A 23,184-nucleotide genomic window follows, 5' to 3' on the forward strand; every position below is an offset into this window, starting at 1 on the left:
AGCCTCGCCTTAAATACCTATAGATAATTTTTTCACATTGCGGCCACCGTACCACCAGTTAACAATCGCTCGGGTGTAAGTAATACCTGTCAGCATGGAAGTTAATAGCCCTAAAGACAGAGTTACTGCAAACCCACGAACTGGTCCAGTACCCACTGCAAATAGAATTACAGCCACTATAAAAGTAGTCACGTTGGCATCTAAAATAGTTGCAAACGCTCGCTCATAGCCCGCGAATATTGCAGCCTGAGGAGATAATCCAAGGCGCAACTCTTCCCTGATACGTTCATAGATCAGCACGTTGGCATCCACAGCCATACCTACCGTCAATACAATCCCGGCAATTCCTGGAAGGGTTAAGGTAGCATCTATAATGGATAATAGCGCACACAGTAGAACAAGGTTAAGTAATAGAGCAATATTTGCTATTAAACCAAATAGTCTGTAATAGACAAGCATCAGGACTAATATTAACCCCATGCCCACTTCTAGTGACACCATTCCACGGCGTATATTTTCTTTACCTAAAGTGGGACCAACAGTTCGCTCTTCAATAGGGTAAATTGCTGCGGGTAAAGCCCCAGCTCTTAATAGTAAAGCCAAATTACTTGCTTCTTTGGTATCAGTAAGTCCAGTGATCTGAAAATTGCTACCCAAAGCATTTTGAATCACGGGAGCGCTAATGACCCGCTCTTCTCTGTGAGTAACTCTTTTTTCCACTCCATTGACTGTCTGCATCGTATTTTTGGTTTCAACATAGACAATAGCCATGCGTTTACCAATATTCTCACGTGTAATTTTAGTGAATAAGCTCTCACCGCCACCACCTAGTTGAATCTGTACTGCTGGAGTTGCAGTTTGCTGATCAAAACTAGATACGGCAGAAGTGATGGAATCGCCACTTAGAACGACCATTCTTTTTAATAATATAGGATGGCCATCCATCATATATAATTTATCACTAACAGGTACTGCACCAGTTTGTTTTGCTATTTGCGGATCGTTTTCTTGATCCACTAAATAAAACTGCAATGTCGCTGTACCACCTAAAATTTGTTTCGCGCGAGCAGCATCTTGGATACCAGGCAAATCAACGGCGACGCGAGTAGCCCCTTGTTGTTGCACCACGGCTTCCCCCACCCCCAACTCATTGACGCGATTGCGCAAAATACTCATTGTTTGCTCGATAGTATTTTGTCTAATCGAATTCAGTTCAGCAGGAGAAATAGAACCCAAAATGGCATTGTTCACCTTAGTTTTTACAAAGACGACATCCGATATTTTTTGCTTTAACTCAATAAGCGCCTTATCCATAGACTCCGCATCACGAAAACGCAAGTCAATTCCTTTGTCAGAAATATAACGAATACTGGAATAGCGGACACCAATGTCACGCAATTCTTGACCGATATTTTTCATTATCCCTTCATAACGACGACTAATAACGCTTTCAACATCAACCTCAAGAAGAAAATGCACCCCCCCTCTTAGATCCAATCCTTGTTTCATCGGTCTAGCATGAATAACTTCTAACCAATGAGGAGTTGACGGCGCTAAGTTTAAGGCGACCGTATATTGACTGCCCAAGCTATTTTTAATGATATCCCTAGCTAATAATTGAGAATCAGTAGAGGAAAAAATTACCTCAAGCCCCTCCCCTTCGGTATTTAGGGCCTTGTAATCAGTTTTTGCTTTTTTCAAGGTATTTTCTACTTGAGTAGCCAATTCCTCTTTATCCACTGGAGCATCTGAAGAAATCTGCACTACAGGGTTTTCGGTATATAAATTTGGTATGGCGTAAATAAACCCAATGATGGCAATAACAATCAACATCAGGTTTTTCCATAGAGGATATTTATTTTGCATTTCCGTGTCCCTATGACTGACTTAAAGAGATTTTAAAGTGCCTTTAGGCAATACGGTAGTTACCGCACCTCGTTGCATACTAATCTCTACGCCCTCAGCAAGACTTACTTTGATGTATTGATCATCTAAGCTAACTACTTTACCTAAAATTCCTGCGTTGGTAACGATTTCATCACCTTTCTTTAACTGGTTAATCAATGCTTTATGCTCTTTTGCTCTTTTATTCTGCGGTCTAATTAACATAAAATAAAACAACACAAAGATGGCCACGATCATTATGAGTGAAAAGGTTCCGTCAGTTTGAGCGGCTGCGGGCGCCCCTGCTGCTGCAAAAGCATCACTAATAAAAAAACTCATATAATCTCTCCTCAAATCTGCTATTAATTGATTGCATTGGAAGTTTACTAGACTTCTTTCGAAACTTGCTGTAGTAAGAAACACGGAACGCAAAACAATACTGTACACGTACCACTACAATAGAGTTTTGAAAAAAGTCTATTGGTCAACAGCGTGACATCATATAGATAATTACTCATAAGGTAAATGAAAGGAATCAATTTCAATTTAATTTCTTACATAATTTTGCGCATAGTAAACATTATGTTGAATTAGAAATCGCTGACATAACAAAGGAGTATGTAAATATAAATGATGTAAATAGGCTTTGGTAAACCGCTGAGAGCAACTAGGACAAGCACAAGCAGCATCTATAGTTGTAAATTGCATCGCATAAACGTCTTCAATTAAATGAAGATTGCCCTGCTGACTAAACACTATTCCACGCATCGCCATAGCCGCAGGCGCATCCGATTCTATCCATAGAGATTCGTCTTTTTTCAGCTCATCTAGATTTGCCAAATCGCCATGCCCAATAATATATCGCGGTAAAGCAGACCATTTTCTTAACTCGTCGGCTAAAGCGTTAGAGCTAGAATGATTGATGTTGAAATAAACACCATGCTGTCTTTGTAACTCTTGCTGTGATAAATCTTCTGCTGCAATAAAAGGAATAATAGCATCATTCCAGTTATCCCAAAGTTGGGGAAACTCACGTATGATTTTGAGAGGTAAAAGTACAGCATCAGGTTTTATATGCTGAATTAACTCGACTAATTGCTCATAACTTAACTTAATTTTGCTCCCATCATAAGGCGAAACGAGAGTAAAGACTCCCCCCTTATTGGCAACGCATTTTGTTGCATTGAGGATAAGGCCTCCGGACCACCCTAAATACTGGGCTAAGTCATGGATTTTTTTCAAGAAATCATAGCCTGGCTTCAACAGTAAAGAGTCCAGATGGAAGCTCATCGTGTTGATCTTCGCTTCTTGCCAATTCGCTGAAGTAAGACATAAACCTGCTTCCGAAGTCATTATAGGTATATAGCTTTGTTCCCTATCCAACATTCATTATCCCCCCTACATACTTTGTTTTTAGAGCATATTAACTAATTATTAAAGTAATAAGCTTGTATCGCCATAACTGAAAAAACGATACTTTTTATCAATTGCTTCCTGGTATAAGTCCATCGCTTCCTGATGACCAATAAACGCTGAAACCAGCATTAATAAAGTAGACTCAGGTAAATGAAAGTTAGTCATTAGTCCATCACAAATTTTAAATTGATAACCAGGATAAATAAAAATGTCCGTATCGCGACTGCAAGCAGTAAGCTCACCAGCGTTAACCGCACTCTCCAAGCTGCGCAATGCGGTTGTCCCCACAGCAATCACTCTTTTTCCAGCGGCTTTTGTTGCCTTCACGGCATTAACTAATTCTGGGCTAATGATAAAATGTTCACTATGCATTTTATGTTCTTTAATATTATCGCAACGCACGGGTCTAAAGGTTCCAGCACCGACGTGCAAAGTAACATAAGCAATATTAATCCCTTTAGCATTTAAACTGGATAAAACAGCCTCGTCAAAGTGAAGTCCCGCTGTTGGCGCTGCTACAGAGCCAGCATATTTGGCATAAACTGTTTGATAGCGATCGGCATCTAATGATTCATCCTGTCTCGCAATATAAGGAGGCAGTGGAATATGTCCTAAACGATTTAATAGTTCTAATACGCTAATACTCGTTTTACAAACAAATAAATCATCTCGCCTGTCTATAACTTCAAGTTGATTACCTTGTTCTAATTGAATAATGCCGCCAGGTCTTAAAGCTTTACTGGCCTTAATATGAGCAAGAAAAGTAAATTCCCCGGTAATTCGCTCTACTAATAATTCAACTTTTCCTCCAGTTAATTTTTGGCCATAAAGTCGAGCAGGAATGACTCTAGTATCATTCATTACTAATAGATCACCGGGTTCTAAAAAATTAACAATATCCTTAAATTGATAATGGCCATGTTCTTTTTTCTGACGGTTATAACATAACAATCGCGAATCACTCCGACTGTCCAAGGGGTATTGGGCAATCAATTCTGGAGGAAGATCAAAATAAAAATCTTGCTTATTCATAATACAGCCTGAAAATAAATTGATGGCATTATACATAAAACTATTCGCATAAAGCTAATTTCTTAAGAAGTATCTCGGATTAAGGGGCCATAAGCGCCAGGTTAAGAAACAAAGAACTATCTAATAACCTCGCTAGCTCTCTCCCGCGATTTATCATCGATTTACAAACAGAACTCATTGCACAGGTGGAGGGCTTTTCGTGCTAACAAGGTATTATTCCGTTTCTTATCCTCTCTCCATCGAGAAAAAAGGGGAGACGACCTCATCTACTCCTTATGGGTTTAGGCTCAACCTGCAATATAAGTAGATACTGTCTTTAAGGACAGTATCTACATTTGATTTTCACGTCATTAAATATTCGACGGACTATTTTTATTTTTCTGAGAGGGTTGTTCCAAATCTGATTTTTTTTCTTCGCGCTCAAATAACTTCAATTTTGATTTAAAAATAGAGTCGCCAATAGCCTTTTTCGCCCTTTCTGGCGCCCCCCAAGAATCATTATTTTCCTTTAAATTTTTAAACTCGTGTTCAAAACAATGTTTTACGTCTTCAATTTTACTTCTCTGTATTTTATTTTCAGTAAGCAGCTTTAAAAAACATTTATATTGTTCGTCTAAATTTATAAAAAATTGAACTCTAAGTACCAAAGACTCAAATTTCCCCGGATCTTTCTCAACTGTGTCTGCAAATTCCTGAAGGGCAATAAGTGCTTCTTTTCTATTTTCATGCTCAGAGTTGTCATCAAGAGCATCGATTTGTCTTCTCAACGAAGACACCTTTTCCCCTAAAAATTCCTCGAGCAATTGCACAATCAAGGGATGATTGTGTGCCTTTGCCAATTGTACCATTGTTAAACCCTCTCTATCTGTATAACTGAGGCTTGCTTCATGTTCCAGTAAAAGAGCCACTATGGCACTGTGTCCATTTTTAATTGCCATCTGCAATGCATTAAAGTTTTGGAATTCCTCTTCATATAAATGATAAGCATCTGGATCTGCTTTTGCTTTGAGTAATGTTTCAACTATCGGAGTCAAACCTTTTCTCGATGCAATGCAAATGGCGGGCTCTCCCTCGTGGTCACTAGCATTAGCCGAGGCACCCACGCTCAAATAAAGCTCGACCATAGTTAGATCGTTATCATATAGCGCATTAATTAATAGATTATTTTTATCATTTTGGCTGCAGATAGCCCCGGCGTCCAACAATAAACTAATCATAAAAGAATCGTGATGTTGAATGGCTATATTAAGAAGACCTCTCCCATCAACAGATAGCCCATTAGGATCGGCCCCAGCCTTAATTAATAGTTCTGCAGCATTTCTATCCCTATTCCTCACTGCTATAGCAAGCGGAGAGTCACAAGATTCACTGTCTTGCGTTACTTCCGCGCCTGCCCTGATAAGTATTTCAATTAAAGCGCGATTACCATTCTCTACTGCCATATGCAAAGGAGAGTAACCATCCTCATACAAAGCTAAATTAACATCAGCATCTTTTTTTATTAATAATAAAACCTCTCTTTCTTTATTATTTTCAACAGCAAGAAATAAAGGGGTACATCCATCGCTCAGTCTTGCATTGGGATCAGCGCCTGCTTCAAGAGCTGCGACAACGAGATCCTCTCGTTCGCCTTTTATCGCCATAAAGAGAAAAGGCTGCCCTTCTACTTGTTGTTCTGCTTCTTTTTTTGTCATAGGTAGCTCTACTGAATCCAAAATAAAAAAGCACCTTAATGCTGTTTCTAACATCATCAGATCATCTATTTCTGTACCTTCGTTAATGTCAAAATCTTTAAGTTGTTCAATGGCGAGCAGTCGACTGAGATGAGAGTTATCCATATTAATAGAGTTGATTTTTTCCCTACATGCTTTACCCCGTTGATTTAAATATCGGAGAAGAAGTGCATGCATTTCTTCGCCTCCATGCCATTTCGCAAAATCCAAGAGATCATAGTCTTCGACTGTTAATGAAATATCGATGTCGTGTTGCAATAAAGATTTTACCAGCACGTTATCTCGCTCTTTAATAGCAATGAATAAGGATTGTGTTGGATCCGCACCTGCATCTAGTAGTATTTTGGTAATTCCTCCATGTCCTGTTTTAAGAGCAATAATTAATGGAGTTAATCCTTGAGCAGATACTTGATTGGGATCATGACCTTCAATAAGTAAGGTACGTACCGTTTTACGCTCACCTCGCGCCACAGCATCATGTAAACGAGAACTTAATTGCTCCCCAACAGCCTGCTGTTTGCACAGCTGCTTTGTATACTCTTGAGTGTCTTTAAATGCCTGTTCTAAAATAAAATCTGGCCATTGAGTATCAATGACTAGACCATACTTAGCACACCTTTCGCTTACGTAAGGTTGAGTAAAAACATCCATTACCTCCAATAAACTATGAAATCCCTCACGGACATATACTAAGTTATAGATTTTCAAAAAATGATTAATATCTTCATTCTTTGTAGGACTCAACTTATTGCGTTCAACATAAGTCAGAAGAAGAGCGACTCCATAAAAGGCATGGCCTGATATAGAGGCAACAAAGGGAGATCGCTTGCGTACAAATTCATAAGAATCTTCTGAATCACTGTAGTAAATATCTGGTCCTCTATTTTCTAATTCATGTTCACTTAATTCATCGTGGAAATTTGGCTGTGACGAACGCATCACTCCCTTATTTCTAGTCAAAACCACATCACTTTTCTCTCCCATAGCCCGTTGATATTCAGAAATTAGCCCTTTTTTCCTACGGCGACCACGGAGTTCCCAATCCGTAGAATTTTCTTTTAATTCTATTTCCAGTTCTATAATGTGTTCATCGTCTAGTTCATCTAAAATCAAAACAGCGGCTATAGCCTCTTCAGCATTAAGGGCATGTCTTGTCTCCCCCTTCAAAAAATATTTAGCTATCCGATTAATAGCAGCTATAGCCTCCTTATTGATACATTGCCCTTGATAAAGAGCAGCAATCCTGTTTTCAAAAAAGCGTCGACTGTAATTTTCATATATCGAAACCTCTAATAATTCAGACTGTATATCTACGATAGCGGTGCACGCTTCTTTACCAATATCATTCTCATACTCATTACATAAATTAGTAATGATTTTAATAGCTTCCTCATAATCAGTTTCCATATACAGCTGACGACATCGAGCTAATTGACTCTTGAAGTGCTCATTATTCAAAGAATACTTTTGTAATAATCCCATCGTTAAAAATAGATATTCAGATTTATCTAAATCAGACTTACAAGTCGCTACTATAAACTCCTCCAGTTTAAGATTCCCTGAAAATTTATTTTTTCTCAAAGGGTTAACTAGTTCTTTATAAGTTAAATGCAGATACTCAGGTATAGGAATAATTTCTCTGTGTATGGCCAATTTGGAAGGAAGATCAATTAAGGTATCCGGTATCTTTTCCATAGCCAAAGTCATGATTCGTTGACAATGAGCCAATGGCAATTGTTCTCCATCATCGTCTTGGAGTACTCGCTTAATTAATGCCGAGCACGTATTATTTAACCATTGATTTTCTTCCTCCTTCTCATCATGGAACACAATATCTTCTAGTATTAATGTATCATCCAATGTATCCAATAGAGCAGGAAAAAGTATCCTGCAAAATGATGGTTGATCCTTTTTGATGAGGCTAGAGATGAGTAAGACTTTATCTTCCTCAACTAATCGCTGTAAATGCTTTGTCAAATCCCCTTCACCATCTGTAAGCATCTCATCAAGTGATGTTCTGAGAGACATAACACCAGATGGAATGGAACGCTTTTCTTTGCTGCCGGAGAGAAAATTTTTATATTCGTCCACGGAATGAACTGCATATATAGGCAACTTTGCTTTCATAACCGAGTCTCCAATATATTTTATTGTTAATTATAGTTTATCCGTAGTTCGTTAATTGGTAGCGAGATCATGAGAGAATGATGAGCCATTAGATAGCAAGTGCTCAGGTAATGGCGTCAACTTAAGTAGATTGGACCCCGAGGCCTATAACCGTCAGGTTAAGGAACAAAGACCTAGAGGATACTCTAGAGTTCTGTTTGAAAATCGATGATAAATCGCGGGAGAAGGTTAAGGAGAGAGCTTTTTAGTGCTGCTGAGTTTATTCTACTGCTTATCCCCTCTCCCTCAAGAGAGTATACCTGTTCTTCCGAATGTACGTTGGTACTAAGCAGTAGCAAAACGTAATTAAGCAATAGCGCGGATAATCCCACCCTCTACTCGCACCGCAGCGCCATTGGTAGCCGACGATAAAGGACTGCATAAAAAAGCGACCATGGTTGCTACTTCTTCTGGTGCAGCGAAACGTTGCAACAAAGAGGAGGGACGCATTGTAGTAAACAATTCACTTTCTACTTGTTTGGGCGTTTTCTTTTGCTCTTTGCTTGCACTAATAATAAATTCCTTTACCCCTTCAGTACTAGTTGGACCGGGCAGTATAGAATTTACCGTAACATTAGTGCCAATAGTCATTTCTGCTAGTCCTCGTGATACAGCAAGTTGCGCCGTCTTAGTCATTCCATAGTGAATCATTTCAACGGGAACTTGTAATCCTGATTCGCTGGAGATAAAAATTACCCTTCCCCAGTTTTTTGTAAACATATTATTTAAGTAATGACGACACAAGCGTATCCCGCTCATCACATTAGCATTAAATAATCTCAGCCAATCATCATCGGAGATATCATTAAATTGTTTTACTTCGTAAATACCGAAGTTATTAACCAGAATATCAACCACAGGAATCTGCTCAATCACGGCATCAATTCCTTTTTTGTCACTTAAATCAGCCGGAGCGGAGATCAGTTTCGCTGCAGGGTAAGACGATTTTATTTTTTTTATTGCATCGGCCACTCTTTCTGGAGTGCGCCCATTAATAACTACCGTTGCCCCCTCTTCTGCAAGTAATTGGGCAATAGCAAACCCTATGCCCGCAGTTGATCCGGTAACTAGCGCCGTTTTGTTATGTACTTTTAAATCCATGATTAAGTCCTTATAAATAAATAGAATTTTTATTAATTACTTCATCCATATCTCTGTTTATAGTACTGAAAAACTGTTTTCAAAACCAGTTCTTGGTAATGCGGAACTCTATCAATGTAGCTCAAAAAAACATTATGGATTGTTGACAATAACAAAATAATTTTCACCATGATAAATCAAAAAAACACAATGAAATTTACAATTAAGTAACATTCACTTAACAATTCCTTAACATTCGTCTGACATAATAGCCCCAATTTTAAACGGGCAACATCAAGCAATGAGGAGGAATAGATTACCAGTTAAATAAAAAACGGGACTTAAATTGCAATTAGCTCGCTCAAAAGCATTGCACGACCCTCCTGAATATTTTGATTCACCGAATAGTTTAATACATACACGTTAAGTTAATAATTTAATTACCGAGGAGTCACGAATCATGGCGTTATCAGATATCATTATCAGTGATCTAGTTCTAAAGCAAACTAATGCTGCCATTAGCGAGTCCAATTACCATGGCCTTCGCCAATATCTCCTGGAAAGGAAACCTTTATTAACCGTAACCAACGCAATTAATTCACTGCTCTCCGAACAAATCAGTATAGAAAGGCAAGAATTTATTCAAAAACACACTCAATTGGCCTGTGAGGCACAAAGAAACAATGATATTCAGGAAGTAGCTGCCGATGAGCAAGAGCAAATTAACGACAATCTCTTACATGAAAGTTATGCTAAAGAGTTGCCAGTATTAGAACGAACTATGTCGCAATTGGATGTAAAGTGTTTTGTTCAACAAGGGCACTTTGAGCGCTTACACAGTGAACGACAGGAATTGAAAGTAAACCTTGAGCAAGTGGGGCAGGCACTTGAAAGAAATCGTAATGAGCGCCAAATATTGAGTAATCGCTATCTTTATGGCATACAATTTCCGCAGGGCACCGTCCATACCCATCCATCGACTGTTATCTACCCCCAACCCTACGCAAACTCTGGTCTTGTTCTTTCATTACAAGATCAAATTATCTGGGATAGACTTTTAAATGAAGAAAATAGGCTCAATGCAGAACAACAAAGGTTAGATTCCCTTGCTGATTCGAAAGAAGGAGAATATAAGCGAGGAGAACAAAAACTAAATGGCTTACTTAGTGAAAAAAAATATGCTGAAGAACGATATAGTGAGGTAAAACGACAAATAGAATTCGTCCTTCCCAATAAAGAACAGCAACGCCAAATCAGAAGTCAAGAACGATTTCATCGTGACGTCGCTAGAAAACAGGATGATTTCACCCTCCAACAACTATCCCCTAAAAATCAAGAAAGGTTAAGACAACTCATAGCAACACAAGATTATGCGCAAGAAAACCAACGTAGCGCTCTGATGAGTCAAGTCTTCAAAACAAGCTACTCTGTTTTTACTAGCCAGCTCGAGTTGACTCTACAACAAGGCGGTGCTTCTAAAATCAAATTCAGCGAGCGTGAAGCATTAAAAACAATTATTGAAATAATGAAGAACTGCAATCAAATGGAAGAAAAAGAACAAGAAATTAATCAATCATTGCGTAAAGAAAAAGAACAACTACGTATGTTGCAACAAAATTTAGCGGACAGTAATGAACAACTGAGACAATTCATCACTTCTAAGCCACTACTCATTAAAGAAAATGAACGACTTAAAGAGGAAAATAAGCAACTTGCTCTTAGTAGCGAATCGGCTGCTTTTCATAGAGCTAATTCGTTTTACAGTTCGCTTTTTGGTATCAGTTGTGGTCTTATTAGTGCAGGCATAATCAATGGTGCAATATTACTAAATCCAATACTCCTTACTATTCCCGGAGCATTTGCTATAGTGGCCGTTGTTTCAGTGATTATTGCCATAGTAGCTCACTGCAAAAAATCATCTAATGACGAGCAAGTTGAGAATAATAAGAAAATCATTAGTGAGAATGAATCAACTATCTTTGATGAATGTAAAAAAGCCAATGACATTAGTGAAGTAACCATTCCTAATATCAATGCGCAAATAGAACAAACGGCGAATACCATTGCACTGATAGAACAAGAACTCCAGCAGCATCATCAAGCGATGAGTCAATTGTTGCACAAAGCACAAAATGTCACTGGAGCTCAAGGCAAAAATAATGTCTTCTTCCTCAAAGCAGGCAATATTGATCCCCAGGCGCAGCCTTCTGCCCCTATCTATGATGAGTCAATAGACGATATAGATAGCGGTGTCGGTTTTGGCAATGGCCTACGGTAACGTTAAAAAGTAAAAGGTGCCCTTTACAAATTGAGGAAATGTCTTTAAATAATAGACCTCTTGCATAACTAACAGATTGTTTAAAGTGCAAGATGCAACGTACTGATAAACGATTTATTACGTGCTAGCCAACAATAATGTGGTGATGTAAGAGGCCTAAGAAAGACAATATTTAGGGATAAGCAATAATGGCCGTAGTAATGCAGTTAGATTTTGAATAGGAATAGTATTATGCCCATAGATAAATTTAATCAATTTCTAGGAAATAATTGTGGTGTTACAAAGGACGTTGTCGATAAAGCGCTAGATGGTGAGCTAGTAAAAATAACATCATTATTTTTTCAACCTTATCGTTCTAAATCAGATCCTTGGCATAGAGCAGCTTCTATAGTGACTGCTCCTGTTTGTTCTTCAATTCTAGCGGCGGAGTCTGCTTTGTTGTCCCTTTTATTAGGTTGTAAATCCATTATTGATTTAATCATATTAGATCCAGAAAATGCCAAGGAGAATATGGGAAATTCAGCCGTATTTTTGATAGCTGCGGCTATTACCCTATTTGTTGCCTTGATTAGTCCTATAATCAACGGGATTAATTTAGTTTTTGGCGGGATGATGACTATGTTACAAACTGACAGAGAAGAATATTCTTCATCACTGTCTTCTGGATATTAATACAAGAAAGTGCGAGCAATCCTGTGTAACATAGGTCGGCCAACAACCTGACCTAAATATAACCTATGTAGCCTTGATGCAGTGCAGCGTAATCAAGGCTACTTTGGATTTGACATTCCATAGAATGTATAGTCCTTTAACTCTATAACACAATTAAAGCCAAAGCACAGACCAACCAGATGCACGAACTAACAAGATAGGTATGGGGATAAGGTTTAAAGTTTTTTTTGCGATAAATCAGCAAATCAAAACCAAATACCGGAGCGAGAGGAAGGATAGTTAATACTATAATGCATGCTATATAAGAAGATACTTGGCCAAATGGAATTATATAAGTTAACATCCTTACAAGCCAATTCAGTACCTCACGAAAATAATATACTACCCATAAGGCCCAATAATCATAACTGAGCATAAGCCAAGATGCTGCCAACAAAGGAAGAACTAATTTAGCTCCCTTAATGTCCATTATCTTCTTAAACATTCTTATAAATTCTTGCGAAAAAAACGTGATGATGGCAGCAAAAAAAACCACTGCTGCTAAAGTAAATAACATATTTATTCCTTTTCTCAATATATAAAATCATATATAAAACTAGCGATGTTGATGTACGTTCTATACAAACAGCATCACTATATTTCGAATATTTTGCCTTGAAAGCTTATTGTCTTTCTTCCAGAGCTTCCCATCGCTCAAAATATTCAGTCAATAAAGCCTCTTCTTTCGCCAATTCTTGACCAACTTTGGCAATGGTTTGCGCATCTTGTTGATAAAATTGGGGATCAGCCATTTGTAATTGTAACGCCGCAATCTTCTTTTCTAACTGCTCAATTTGCTGAGGTAATCTGGATAATTCTCTTTGCTCATTAAAGTTCAATTTATTCGTTGGATTACTTCGTTTTGGTGCAGAAGCTGTTTTGGCAGCAACTTCACGTTGCTGTTTTTTGTGCATTTTATATTCGTCATAACCACCAACAAACTCATTAAATTGCCCATCTTCCTCATAAACAAGCACACTAGTCACAACCTGATTAATGAAAGCCCTATCATGACTAATTAAAATGAGCGTTCCTGGGTATTCTACAAGCATACTTTCTAAAAGCTCTAATGTTTCAATATCTAAATCATTAGTAGGCTCATCCATTACTAACAAATTGACTGGTTTGGCAAACAGCTTAGCTAAAAGTAACCGATTTTTTTCTCCGCCCGATAAGCAAGACACAGGCTGGTTGAATCGCTCCGCAGAAAATAAAAATTCACGCAAATAACTGGCCACGTGCTTTTGCTTGCCATTAATAGTGACATAATCAGCACCATCGCCTACATTAAACATCACTGTTTTATCTTCTTGTAGTTGACTACGTAGCTGATCAAAATAGGCGACATTTAAGGAGGTGCCTTGTTTAATAGTACCGGAATCAGGCTGTAGCTCCCCTAATAATAAACGAACCATAGTCGTCTTACCGCAGCCATTAGGGCCAATAATGCCTAATTTATCCCCTCTAGTCAGTAATAATGAAAAATTGCGTACTAAGGTTCTATCAGCAATTGCATAATTGACTTGCTCCGCTTCAATCACCATAGAGCCAGAACGGGTTACATCCACCGCCAAAGATTTTACTGTTCCTAACTGATTACGGCGTGCTTTGTACTGATCTCTTAATGCTTTTAAGGCACGCACTCTTCCTTCATTACGAGTGCGTCTCGCTTTGACACCGGTACGAATCCAAACTTCCTCTTCTGCTAGTTTTTTATCAAATAATTCATTCTGTTTTTGTTCGCTAAGCCTTATGGTTTCACGCCTATCCAAATAAGTTTCATAATCACATTCATGCTGGTAGAGCTTACCCCTATCAATTTCTACAATTTTATTAGCCACCTGCCCTAAAAACTCTCTATCATGGGTGACCACTACTACGCTGCCATTAAAGCTTTTTAGATAAGACTCCAGCCATTCAATTGCTTCTATATCTAAATGGTTGGTGGGCTCATCCAATAATAACAAATCAGGGGATGTAAGAAGTGCCGCACCAAGTAGAACACGTCTTTTCATTCCACCAGAGAGACTATTCATCTGTGCAGCAATATTAATACCTAAGCGAGTAGCCATAGTTTCAATCTTGGGTAATAAATCCCATGCATGCAAATTATCCATTTTTTGTTGGCATAGAGCCAATTTATCCATGTCTTCTTGCTGAGATAACTCATTAAATTGCGCTAATGCTTCTCCGACTTCGCCTAATCCTTTTACCAAAAAATGATAAACCGATTCTTCATCAGTCATAGGTACTTCTTGAGTAAGCCCTGCTACACGCAATCCAGAAAGTTGTTGAATCTGACCGCTGTCAGGAATGAAATTGCCTTGTAACAACTTAAGAAGAGTGGATTTTCCAGCACCATTTCGTCCAACCAAAGCAATTCTATCTTGAGGTTGAATTTGCCAATTGGCCTGATCTAGCAAATAATTACCGGCAAGGATAAGCGTGACGTCATTTAGGGAAACTATACTCATATAAAAACTCTTACTCAATCAACAAAGAACGGAACCTGGTTGTTCTTACCCAGAATCATATCTTTCACTCAATATTTCCCGGTTGTAAGCAACCGGACTACGATTTTAGCGATAATTTTAATTAATTCGCTTTAATATTAACTTCTTATTTTGCTGCTCTAAATTAAATTTAGATAATACATTCATCCCCAACAATACTTCATCATCACTACTGTTGGGCATAATAACTGCTTTAACATCCTGCAAAGAAAACTCCCCGAAAGACAGTTTTTGCACTCGAGTCAAATATCCTGTGACTTCGCCATTGGCCGTCGTCATCGTTATGGGATAACTGCCATTAATATGTAGGCGATCAGCAACACTTTGGGGAATAGCAACTAGTGTTGCTCCTGTGTCGACAAGAAACTTCACAGGATAATCATTAATTGTTCCTTTAACGTGATAATGACCGTCTTGAGTCGCACTTAAAACCATTTCACTGCGGCCAGAGATGTATGCCTGCTTTTCAGGCTGCCCCTGGTAGTAAAAAAATAAAAATAATCCAATAAATAAAATAGCCCAGACCAGCAAAAACATGACACGAGCGGTACGGTCGTATTGTTCATTACTCATAACTAACTATTAGCTGAAGGTAAAACCATAATGCCATCCATTTCAACCTGCGCACCCCGAGGTAACGCGGCAACACCGATTGCAGCTCGAGCAGGATACGGCTCAACAAAATGACGACTCATTGCTTCATTGATCAAGGGAAAATGGCTTAGATCAGTCAAATAAACAGACAATTTTACAATATGAGCTAAAGAACCGCCGGCTGCCTCACAGACAGCAGCTAGATTTTCTATGACCTGATTAATTTGCGACTTAATATCATCACTACATAGTTGCATCGTTTGGGGATCAAGTGGAATTTGACCTGACAAGTAAACCGTGTCACCGCAACATATTGCTTGACTGTAAGTACCTATAGCTTCTGGTGCCAATTTAGTATTGATTGGTCGCATTAATTATCCCCTTGTTTTTTTCTATAGAGCCGCATTACTACTTTATTCGATCTTAATCGACGCATCACTCGAGCAAGATGAGTTCTATCATTAACACTGATTGAAAAAGTAACTGCATTATGACGCCCATCACGTGGATCAACATTAATGTTACCTATATTCGATTCTGATTCCGAAATAGCTGTTGCTAGAGCAGCTAGTACTCCTCGTTCATTAGGAACATCTACTGTGATATCAACCCAGTATTCTCCTTGGACTTTCTCATCCCAGCGTAGAGCAATAAATTGCTCAGGATGGCTACGTGAATTTTTAAAGGTGGAGCATTCGCTGGAATGGACAATAATACCTCTTCCTTGTTGAAATTTTCCAACAATATTGTCACCGGGTATAGGTTGGCAACACTCACCAAAATGCACCACCATCCCCTCTGTTCCTTTAATAGCTAAAGGACAAGTTTTGTTATTTCTATCCAGTTCATTAGAGTCGTGTTCGACAACCAAACGTTTGGCAATCACCATTGCCATCTGGTTCCCTATCCCTATGGCATACAACAAATCATCTTGTGTTTTGTAGTGTAAATCGCTAAGTAAGGCATGCAGGGACTCCGGTGGTATTTTTGCGTAATCGCTCGATAATTCAGCAAGAGCTTGCTCCAATAACCGTTTGCCTAAAACGATTGACTCAGCATGTTGCTGGCTTTTCAGAAAATGACGAATATTAGAGCGAGCTTTACCTGTCACAACAAAATTTAGCCATGAAGGGTTGGGATGGGCTCCAGGAGCAGTAATCACTTCAACTGTTTGACCATTAGATAATGGAATACTCAATGGCACCAATCGTCTATTTACTTTGGCAGCAACACAACTATTCCCCACGCCAGAATGGACTGTGTAGGCAAAATCTACAGGCGTAGCCCCCTTAGGTAACTCCATAATATGCCCTTTAGGGGTAAAAACATATACTTCATCTGGGAACAAATCAATTTTTACGTTTTCAATAAATTCCAGTGAACTTCCTGTACTACGTTGCATTTCCAATAAACTTTGCACCCACTCCCTTGCTCGCAATTGGGCTTCATTAACTTCCAAACCAGAAGATTTATAAATCCAGTGTGCCGCAACGCCATTATCCGCTACCTTATCCATTTCTCGAGTACGTATTTGCACCTCGAGTGGCACCCCAAAAGGACCAAATAAAGTCGTGTGTAACGATTGATAACCATTCGCTTTAGGGATGCCAATATAATCTTTAAAGCGTTGAGGAACTGGCTTATAAGTACAATGTAATGCCCCTAAAATCCTATAACAGGAATCGATGTCTTCTGTGATCACACGAAAAGCAAATACATCGGTAATTTCAGTAAACGATGCCTTTTTCAAACGCATCTTGCGATAAATACTGTATAAATGCTTTTGTCTACCAAATACTTGCTCATAGGGAATATTAAGCTGGGCTAAAGCGTGCTGGAGATCTTTTTCAATAGTTTGCGTTAATTCCCGTCTGTTGCCTCTAGATTTTTCCACTGCCGATTTAATGGCTCTATATCTCATAGGATATAAGGCCTGAAAACCTAAATCTTCTAGTCCAACATAGATGGAGTGCATCCCCAAGCGATTGGCAATAGGAGCATAAATTTCAAGTGTTTCAATGGCAATGCGTCGGCGCTTGGCATAAGGCATAGCTCCTAAAGTACGCATATTATGTAGGCGATCAGCCAGCTTCACAATGATAACACGGATGTCTTTGACCATAGCTAAAACCATTTTGCGGAAATTTTCCGCTTGTGCTTCAGCTTTGGATTCAAATTTTATTTTTGTTAATTTAGTTACGCCATCAACTAACGCGGTCACTTCTTCGCCAAATTGACGTGTTAAATCTTCTTTACTAATAGAAGTATCTTCAACCACATCATGGAGTAAAGTAGCCATAATCGTTTGGTAGTCCAGCCTCATTCTTGCAAGAATTAAGGCTGCGGCTACGGGATGGGTAATATAAGGCTCGCCTGATCGGCGCATTTGGCCATGGTGTGCTTTTTCAGCAACCAGATATGCTTGATAACATTTTTCTATTTGCGCCTGCTCTAGATAGCATTTCAGCTCTTCATCGAGCTCTTTAAAGTAGCTCACGCAGTACTCCCTAATATCCAACATGGCTTTTAATACCTCTCGTTGTCAAATTATGGTTTTACGCTTCGCCCTTAGACGCTATGCTTTGCTTAAATACCATAACTTGGTTCACAAGTGGTATATTTATAGAGGGTTCAGCCTCCAAATGCAAAGTGAATAACTGATATTAATCTTCTTTATCTAAAATGTCCGGGGTAATAAAACCTTCTGCAATTTCTCGTAAAGCAACTACAGTGGGCTTATCATTTTCCCACTCAACCATAGGCTGATCGCCTCGCACAGCTATTTGTCTTGCTCTTTTAGTTGCGACCATGACCAATTCAAATCGATTTGCGACATGCTCTAAACAATCTTCAACAGTAACTCGTGCCATAAATTTCTCCAGTCATTATCAACAGACTTTATTTTATCTGTTTCTCACTCAAACCCTATATTTTACCGCTATGACAGCAGGAAAGAAAGCAATTTTACTTGTTTCTTTACCTGTCTATCCATACGCAGACGATTTGCAATCACTATGGCCTCTAACTCCGCTGCCGCATGCTCAAAATTATCATTTACAATTAAATAATCAAACTCGGGATAATGACTCAGTTCATCTTGAGCTTTTTTCATCCGTTCACTAATGACTTCATCTTTATCCTGACGTCTGTTCATCAGCCTTGATTTCAACTCCTCTAATGATGGAGGAATAATAAAGATACTTATAGCATCAGAGAAGATACGCCTAATTTGCTCAGCCCCTTGCCAATCTATATCTAATACTACATCAATACCCTGCGCCAGTCTTCCAGCGATTTGAGCTGTAGACGTACCATATAGATGGTTAAATACTCGAGCATGTTCAATAAAAGCATTGTCATCGACCATGCGGATGAACTCTTCTTCACTGACAAAAAAATAATCGACTCCATTTCTCTCCCCTGGCCTCATTGCCCGGGTAGTGTGAGACACAGAAACTTCAATAGAGTCAAGCGTTTCTATAAGATATCTCACTAAACTCGTCTTGCCCCCCCCAGAGGGTGCAGCAACAATATATAGATTTCCAGTATAATCACCAACCATATAGATCACTCAATATTTTGTATTTGTTCACGCATTTGTTCAATGAGCACTTTCATTTCAACAGCACTTTGTGTTAATTCCACTGAGTCAGACTTTGAACTTAGCGTATTAGCCTCTCTATTCAATTCTTGCATTAAAAAATCCAACCTTCTACCGGCTATTTTATCATACTCTAAAGTACGATTGACTTCTGCAATATGTGTTTGTAACCTATCCAGTTCTTCACTCACATCATACCGAGATAAAATAAGGGCAATCTCTTGTTCAACACGAGACTCGGCCACTTCAATTTGTACCGTATGAAGGCGATTAAGTAATTTTTCTTTGATTTGATTTGCCGATGCAGCCACTATGGCCCTTGAACGCTCCACTTCACGATTCAAAGCCTGCACTCGATCGATCACATGCGCTTTTAAAGCATTACCTTCCTTTGCTCTGGCCTCGCTTAATTGCTCTACAGCATCTAAAAACAACTGCAAAGTTTGTTTACTTAATTCATCTATATCCAGTTGACTTGTCTGCACTATGCCTGGCCACGCAAGCACTTGACTTACAGTCAAATCATTAGCTAAATGATGAGATGTAGCTAATTGATCACTTAGATCTATCAACGCATTTACCATACCCATATTTATAAGCATAGACTGATTATTGGAACTTGTATCTTGGTATTTAAGTTGACACTCCAGCTTACCACGATTTATTTTATCTCGTAATGTTGCTCTAAGAGAGGTTTCCATGAAACGAAACGCTTCTGGTAAACGAAATGATACATCCAAATAACGATGATTAACGGATCTAATTTCCCAGCAAAGATGACCTGCTTCAATCTGTTTCTGAGAGCGTGCAAAAGCTGTCATGCTATGAATCATAAAAACACCAACCGATAGTAACTTAGTGCGAATATACCCCAATTGCAAACGGTTGGACAGAGATTTGTTCTTTAAATAATCATTTTTAAATCAATCCCAAGCGCAGAAAAGGCTCCTCCACAAAGCGCATTGTGTCACAATCAGGAAATCCTTCGTCGCAAGCTGCTCTAGAGGACACCAGTTTCTTAATTCGATGTCAGTTTCGAATAAAAATGCCGCCTGCTTCACTTAACAGTCATAAGTCCAATCACCGAATAAGGTGCAACTCCAACGTTAACGCGTTATACTTCCCTATTTTACCGAGGATTATGCAATGCGCCCAAGTAATCGTGAACCCAACCAACTCCGCCCTATTAAAATAACTCGAAATTATACCAATTACGCAGAAGGCTCTGTTTTAGTTGAGTTTGGCCAAACTAAAGTACTGTGCAATGCCTCCATTGTAGACGGCGTTCCTCGTTTCATTAAAGGAAAAAATCAAGGGTGGGTTACAGCAGAATACGGGATGCTACCAAGAGCTACTCATAGCCGTAGTGAGAGAGAAGCAAGTAAAGGCAAACAAGGCGGCAGAACCCTGGAAATTCAACGCCTTATCGGTCGCTCCTTAAGAGCTTGCGTTGATTTGAAAACCCTGGGAGAAAATACCATCACTTTAGATTGTGACGTTATTCAAGCAGACGGGGGTACAAGAACAGCAGCAATAACCGGTGCGTGTGTCGCAATGAAAGATGCTATTAACTGGATGGTCGAACGAGAAAAAATCCGCAGAATGCCCACATTTCACTATATAGCTGCTGTTTCTGTAGGAATCTATAGAGGGCAAGCTGTTCTTGATTTGGATTACGCCGAAGATGTACTTGCTGAAACAGATATGAACGTCGTGATGAACGAAGAAGGACACTTCATTGAAGTCCAAGGCACTGCTGAAGATAAGAGCTTTAATCGTGAACAACTCAACAGCATGCTCGGTCTTGCAGAAATAGGCATTCCCCAATTAATTGAATTACAAAAAAACACTTAGTTTATTAATGTAACCCGTTGCTCGCTGGACAATTAATTGTAGGCTCGGTCGAAACGACCCAGCCTACTCTTATTATCCAATGTGTATTTATATGTTAAAGAACTTGGACAATTCGACAAAAACAATCCAGTTAGAGCAAAAAACCCAATTTAATAATCTCTTAATACTTCTCTGTTATAATGCCTCTTTTATATTTTATTGATTGAGGTAAAAATGGCCGAATACCAATTTACAGAAAATGAACAAATGGTATTGCAGTTAATTTGTGACAGTAATATTAGCCAATGGAAGTGGCTGGATGGTTTAAAAGTATTTCAATTTGAAATCCCCGTAAATTATGATTATAGTTATGCAAATGAGATACATAAAGGGCTTAAGTTTCTTAAAACGGTAGCAAATGAGCCCTCCCTCATTGATCGAGTTCTTATGTATCCAAGCATAATGAATGTAGAAAGAATAGGAGTCTGTGTTAGCAAAACCGATCTAGATAATATCATCAAACCGTTGTTAGCAGAGGGTATAGTGACTGCTAAAGAAGTAACGTTAATCAGTCCACACTACAATCAAATCCAAAGAGATAACGTCACTAAAGCTGAATCTAAACTATATCAAGATAACTACCACCGTTATGGTTTGCTTTCTTTTACACAAAAACATGAGCACCAGCTCCCAACATCTGATCTTGATATAAAATTCTCTTAACTATTCCCGCATCGTAGTCTTTGAACCGGTAGTATAACAGGGGGAGCTGAGCTGTTTATCCTGGGTTAAGACTACGTCTGTGTCCAAGCGATTTAAAGCTAAATTACAGTTCTATTTTTTAGTCGTTGTAGATACTGGCTAAAAACTTGGCTGAGATCTGATCAAGAGACCGTTGCAACCAACCAGGCTATGATTAAGTGAAACATGTCATCCAGCTCTGGATGACAATAATTTTCTAGCATTCTGTTCTAATACCCTAAGATTTAACACTAATTTACAGTAATCTTCTTTAGTTTTGCTATAATTGCGCCAAACTGACAAGCAATGGAATTTAAATAATGCGACCACATCGTAATATTGTTGCCTGTATTATAGGCAATATTCTTGAATGGTATGAATTTAGTCTATTTGCTTATCTCTCCCCTATTATTAGTTCGCTGTTTTTTCCTAATAAAAATGGAATTATCAGTTTGCTATCTACTCTTTTAGTTTTTGCCGCAGGATTTATCATTCGTCCTTTAGGTTCTATTGTTTTAGGCCATTTAGGAGATAGTTGGGGACGAGCTAAAACGCTTAAAATAACTATTTTTTTAATGTCTGTTTCGTCACTACTGACTGGAATGCTACCCACGTATAATCAAATTGGCATAGCAGCCCCTATCTTACTTATTGTTTGTCGCTTGTTACAGGGGTTTTGTATCGGTGGTGAATTTGCAGGTTCTATGATTTACCTCTCAGAATCAGCGCACGGGAAACATAGAGCGCTAATTAGTAGTATGACGAATAACGGCAGTAATATAGGGGTACTTATTGCGGTTGTTGCCTGTACTATGATGAGCGGATTACTGGACAATCAGAGTATTAGCTTATTTGGCTGGCGTCTATTATTTATCTCTGGTGGTGTACTCGGTCTTATTGGCTTGTGGTTACGGCGTGACCTGACAGAGTCCGAGACGTTCCTAAAGTTACAAAAAAACATTAAAGAGGTTTATTTTCCACTCCAATACGTCTTGCGGCATCAACGTGGGTATATACTACGCGTCATTTTGCTTTTATTTATTAGTGCCTGCGGCAGCTATACGCTAATGGGTTATATCTCTACCTATTTGCATGAGTTCTTACGATTGCCTCTTAATCAGGCCTTTCAAATGCAAACCTTATTCATTATTTTATCCTTATTTTTCCTCCCCATCTTTGCTTATCTTTCTGATAAAGTTGGCAGAAAACCTATTTTGCTTTTTTCCACAATAGGTTATCTGGTTTTTGCAATACCCAGTTTTTGGCTATTACAAACCATTCAAGCTTGGTGGATATTCTTACCATTAATTATTTTTTATAGTGCTGAACAGGCTGTAACCCCAGCAGTTATTGTTGAGATGTTCCCGGGAAAAGGACGTTATACAGGAATTTCTATGGGATATAACGTGTGCATGGCGTTGGTAGGTGGATTTTCTCCAGCAATTAATACTTTTTTTATTCAATATTATAATAACAATATGATGGTAGCTTATTATGTAGTGTTTTGTGCTTTTGTCTCATTCCTCGTCGTTTTAAAAAGCCTGCCGGCTCGTTACGGGATACAAAATACATTAACAACTGTCTAAATTTTTAATCTCATTA

At 38.7% G+C, this 23,184-nt stretch carries 19 protein-coding genes; 5 read left to right on the top strand and 14 right to left on the bottom strand.

Going from position 1 to position 23,184, the window contains the following annotated elements; translation table 11 throughout:
* Window positions 1-9 precede the first annotated feature (9 nt).
* From secD to LFA_RS09910, 6 genes are all read right to left on the bottom strand, one after another.
* Window positions 10-1,866 carry a protein translocase subunit SecD gene (secD, locus tag LFA_RS09885; protein WP_045096044.1) on the bottom strand — a complete coding sequence of 619 codons (1,857 nt, stop codon included), beginning with the start codon at window positions 1,864-1,866 and terminating at the stop codon, window positions 10-12.
* Window positions 1,867-1,887: 21 nt separating this feature from the next.
* Complete coding sequence (gene yajC, locus LFA_RS09890; protein WP_045096045.1) at window positions 1,888-2,223, bottom strand: preprotein translocase subunit YajC; 336 nt, start codon at window positions 2,221-2,223, stop codon at window positions 1,888-1,890.
* 207 nt (window positions 2,224-2,430) lie between these two features.
* A complete protein-coding gene (locus LFA_RS09895) occupies window positions 2,431-3,270 on the bottom strand; it encodes a tRNA guanosine transglycosylase family protein (RefSeq protein ID WP_045096046.1) in 840 nt (279 codons plus the stop codon).
* A gap of 48 nt (window positions 3,271-3,318) precedes the next feature.
* Window positions 3,319-4,332, bottom strand: coding sequence for a tRNA preQ1(34) S-adenosylmethionine ribosyltransferase-isomerase QueA (gene queA / locus LFA_RS09900; protein ID WP_045097537.1), 1,014 nt, complete (start codon window positions 4,330-4,332; stop codon window positions 3,319-3,321).
* 350 nt (window positions 4,333-4,682) lie between these two features.
* The gene (locus LFA_RS09905; RefSeq protein ID WP_045096047.1) at window positions 4,683-8,192 is read right to left on the bottom strand and encodes an ankyrin repeat domain-containing protein; all 3,510 of its coding nucleotides are present in this window, start codon (window positions 8,190-8,192) and stop codon (window positions 4,683-4,685) included.
* Between the two features lie 345 nt (window positions 8,193-8,537).
* Window positions 8,538-9,332, bottom strand: coding sequence for an SDR family NAD(P)-dependent oxidoreductase (locus LFA_RS09910; RefSeq protein WP_045096048.1), 795 nt, complete (start codon window positions 9,330-9,332; stop codon window positions 8,538-8,540).
* 439 nt (window positions 9,333-9,771) lie between these two features.
* Between LFA_RS09910 and LFA_RS09915 the strand changes: the two genes are divergently transcribed.
* Together LFA_RS09915 and LFA_RS09920 are read left to right on the top strand one after the other, a co-directional pair.
* Complete coding sequence (locus LFA_RS09915) at window positions 9,772-11,589, top strand: hypothetical protein (protein WP_045096049.1); 1,818 nt, start codon at window positions 9,772-9,774, stop codon at window positions 11,587-11,589.
* A 231-nt stretch (window positions 11,590-11,820) separates the two neighbouring features.
* Complete coding sequence (locus LFA_RS09920) at window positions 11,821-12,261, top strand: hypothetical protein (RefSeq protein ID WP_045096050.1); 441 nt, start codon at window positions 11,821-11,823, stop codon at window positions 12,259-12,261.
* Between the two features lie 142 nt (window positions 12,262-12,403).
* On the opposite strand, the gene LFA_RS09925 is transcribed toward LFA_RS09920, so the two are convergent.
* From LFA_RS09925 to LFA_RS09960, 8 genes are all read right to left on the bottom strand, one after another.
* The gene (locus LFA_RS09925; protein WP_045096051.1) at window positions 12,404-12,817 is read right to left on the bottom strand and encodes a hypothetical protein; all 414 of its coding nucleotides are present in this window, start codon (window positions 12,815-12,817) and stop codon (window positions 12,404-12,406) included.
* Window positions 12,818-12,923: 106 nt separating this feature from the next.
* Complete coding sequence (locus LFA_RS09930; RefSeq protein ID WP_045096052.1) at window positions 12,924-14,774, bottom strand: ATP-binding cassette domain-containing protein; 1,851 nt, start codon at window positions 14,772-14,774, stop codon at window positions 12,924-12,926.
* Between the two features lie 117 nt (window positions 14,775-14,891).
* Window positions 14,892-15,386: a retropepsin-like aspartic protease family protein gene (locus LFA_RS09935; protein WP_045096053.1), complete on the bottom strand. Its 495-nt coding sequence runs from the start codon at window positions 15,384-15,386 to the stop codon at window positions 14,892-14,894.
* Between the two features lie 2 nt (window positions 15,387-15,388).
* Window positions 15,389-15,778, bottom strand: coding sequence for a RidA family protein (locus LFA_RS09940; RefSeq protein ID WP_045096054.1), 390 nt, complete (start codon window positions 15,776-15,778; stop codon window positions 15,389-15,391).
* Window positions 15,778-17,904 carry a bifunctional GTP diphosphokinase/guanosine-3',5'-bis pyrophosphate 3'-pyrophosphohydrolase gene (gene spoT, locus LFA_RS09945; RefSeq protein WP_045096055.1) on the bottom strand — a complete coding sequence of 709 codons (2,127 nt, stop codon included), beginning with the start codon at window positions 17,902-17,904 and terminating at the stop codon, window positions 15,778-15,780. Before spoT ends, LFA_RS09940 begins: the two co-directional genes overlap by 1 nt.
* Before the next feature lie 166 nt (window positions 17,905-18,070).
* Window positions 18,071-18,277: a DNA-directed RNA polymerase subunit omega gene (gene rpoZ, locus LFA_RS09950; RefSeq protein ID WP_045096056.1), complete on the bottom strand. Its 207-nt coding sequence runs from the start codon at window positions 18,275-18,277 to the stop codon at window positions 18,071-18,073.
* Between the two features lie 68 nt (window positions 18,278-18,345).
* Window positions 18,346-18,969 (bottom strand): guanylate kinase, encoded by a 624-nt coding sequence (gmk, locus tag LFA_RS09955; RefSeq protein ID WP_045096057.1) that lies wholly within the window; start codon window positions 18,967-18,969, stop codon window positions 18,346-18,348.
* 5 nt (window positions 18,970-18,974) lie between these two features.
* Complete coding sequence (locus LFA_RS09960; protein WP_045096058.1) at window positions 18,975-19,841, bottom strand: YicC/YloC family endoribonuclease; 867 nt, start codon at window positions 19,839-19,841, stop codon at window positions 18,975-18,977.
* A 313-nt stretch (window positions 19,842-20,154) separates the two neighbouring features.
* Here LFA_RS09960 and rph point away from each other — a divergent pair, with 313 nt between their 5' ends.
* The 3 genes from rph to LFA_RS09975 all read left to right on the top strand — a co-directional run bounded on the left by rph (window position 20,155) and on the right by LFA_RS09975 (window position 23,168).
* Window positions 20,155-20,862 carry a ribonuclease PH gene (gene rph, locus LFA_RS09965; protein WP_045096059.1) on the top strand — a complete coding sequence of 236 codons (708 nt, stop codon included), beginning with the start codon at window positions 20,155-20,157 and terminating at the stop codon, window positions 20,860-20,862.
* 213 nt (window positions 20,863-21,075) lie between these two features.
* A complete protein-coding gene (locus tag LFA_RS09970; protein ID WP_045096060.1) occupies window positions 21,076-21,564 on the top strand; it encodes a hypothetical protein in 489 nt (162 codons plus the stop codon).
* Between the two features lie 338 nt (window positions 21,565-21,902).
* Window positions 21,903-23,168 (top strand): MFS transporter, encoded by a 1,266-nt coding sequence (locus tag LFA_RS09975; protein WP_045096061.1) that lies wholly within the window; start codon window positions 21,903-21,905, stop codon window positions 23,166-23,168.
* The last annotated feature ends 16 nt before the right edge of the window (window positions 23,169-23,184 follow it).

The organism is Legionella fallonii LLAP-10 (assembly GCF_000953135.1).
Taxonomy (GTDB): Bacteria; Pseudomonadota; Gammaproteobacteria; order Legionellales; family Legionellaceae; genus Legionella; species Legionella fallonii.

Excerpts from the sequence above, each read along its gene's own strand:
- secD (WP_045096044.1), bottom strand. The coding sequence starts at position 1,866 with ATGCAAAATAAATATCCTCTATGGAAAAACCTGATGTTGATTGTTATT.
- yajC (WP_045096045.1), bottom strand. The coding sequence starts at position 2,223 with ATGAGTTTTTTTATTAGTGATGCTTTTGCAGCAGCAGGGGCGCCCGCA.
- LFA_RS09895 (WP_045096046.1), bottom strand. The coding sequence starts at position 3,270 with ATGTTGGATAGGGAACAAAGCTATATACCTATAATGACTTCGGAAGCA.
- queA (WP_045097537.1), bottom strand. The coding sequence starts at position 4,332 with ATGAATAAGCAAGATTTTTATTTTGATCTTCCTCCAGAATTGATTGCC.
- LFA_RS09905 (WP_045096047.1), bottom strand. The coding sequence starts at position 8,192 with ATGAAAGCAAAGTTGCCTATATATGCAGTTCATTCCGTGGACGAATAT.
- LFA_RS09910 (WP_045096048.1), bottom strand. The coding sequence starts at position 9,332 with ATGGATTTAAAAGTACATAACAAAACGGCGCTAGTTACCGGATCAACT.
- LFA_RS09915 (WP_045096049.1), top strand. The coding sequence starts at position 9,772 with ATGGCGTTATCAGATATCATTATCAGTGATCTAGTTCTAAAGCAAACT.
- LFA_RS09920 (WP_045096050.1), top strand. The coding sequence starts at position 11,821 with ATGCCCATAGATAAATTTAATCAATTTCTAGGAAATAATTGTGGTGTT.
- LFA_RS09925 (WP_045096051.1), bottom strand. The coding sequence starts at position 12,817 with ATGTTATTTACTTTAGCAGCAGTGGTTTTTTTTGCTGCCATCATCACG.
- LFA_RS09930 (WP_045096052.1), bottom strand. The coding sequence starts at position 14,774 with ATGAGTATAGTTTCCCTAAATGACGTCACGCTTATCCTTGCCGGTAAT.
- LFA_RS09935 (WP_045096053.1), bottom strand. The coding sequence starts at position 15,386 with ATGAGTAATGAACAATACGACCGTACCGCTCGTGTCATGTTTTTGCTG.
- LFA_RS09940 (WP_045096054.1), bottom strand. The coding sequence starts at position 15,778 with ATGCGACCAATCAATACTAAATTGGCACCAGAAGCTATAGGTACTTAC.
- rpoZ (WP_045096056.1), bottom strand. The coding sequence starts at position 18,277 with ATGGCACGAGTTACTGTTGAAGATTGTTTAGAGCATGTCGCAAATCGA.
- gmk (WP_045096057.1), bottom strand. The coding sequence starts at position 18,969 with ATGGTTGGTGATTATACTGGAAATCTATATATTGTTGCTGCACCCTCT.
- LFA_RS09960 (WP_045096058.1), bottom strand. The coding sequence starts at position 19,841 with ATGATTCATAGCATGACAGCTTTTGCACGCTCTCAGAAACAGATTGAA.
- rph (WP_045096059.1), top strand. The coding sequence starts at position 20,155 with ATGCGCCCAAGTAATCGTGAACCCAACCAACTCCGCCCTATTAAAATA.
- LFA_RS09970 (WP_045096060.1), top strand. The coding sequence starts at position 21,076 with ATGGCCGAATACCAATTTACAGAAAATGAACAAATGGTATTGCAGTTA.
- LFA_RS09975 (WP_045096061.1), top strand. The coding sequence starts at position 21,903 with ATGCGACCACATCGTAATATTGTTGCCTGTATTATAGGCAATATTCTT.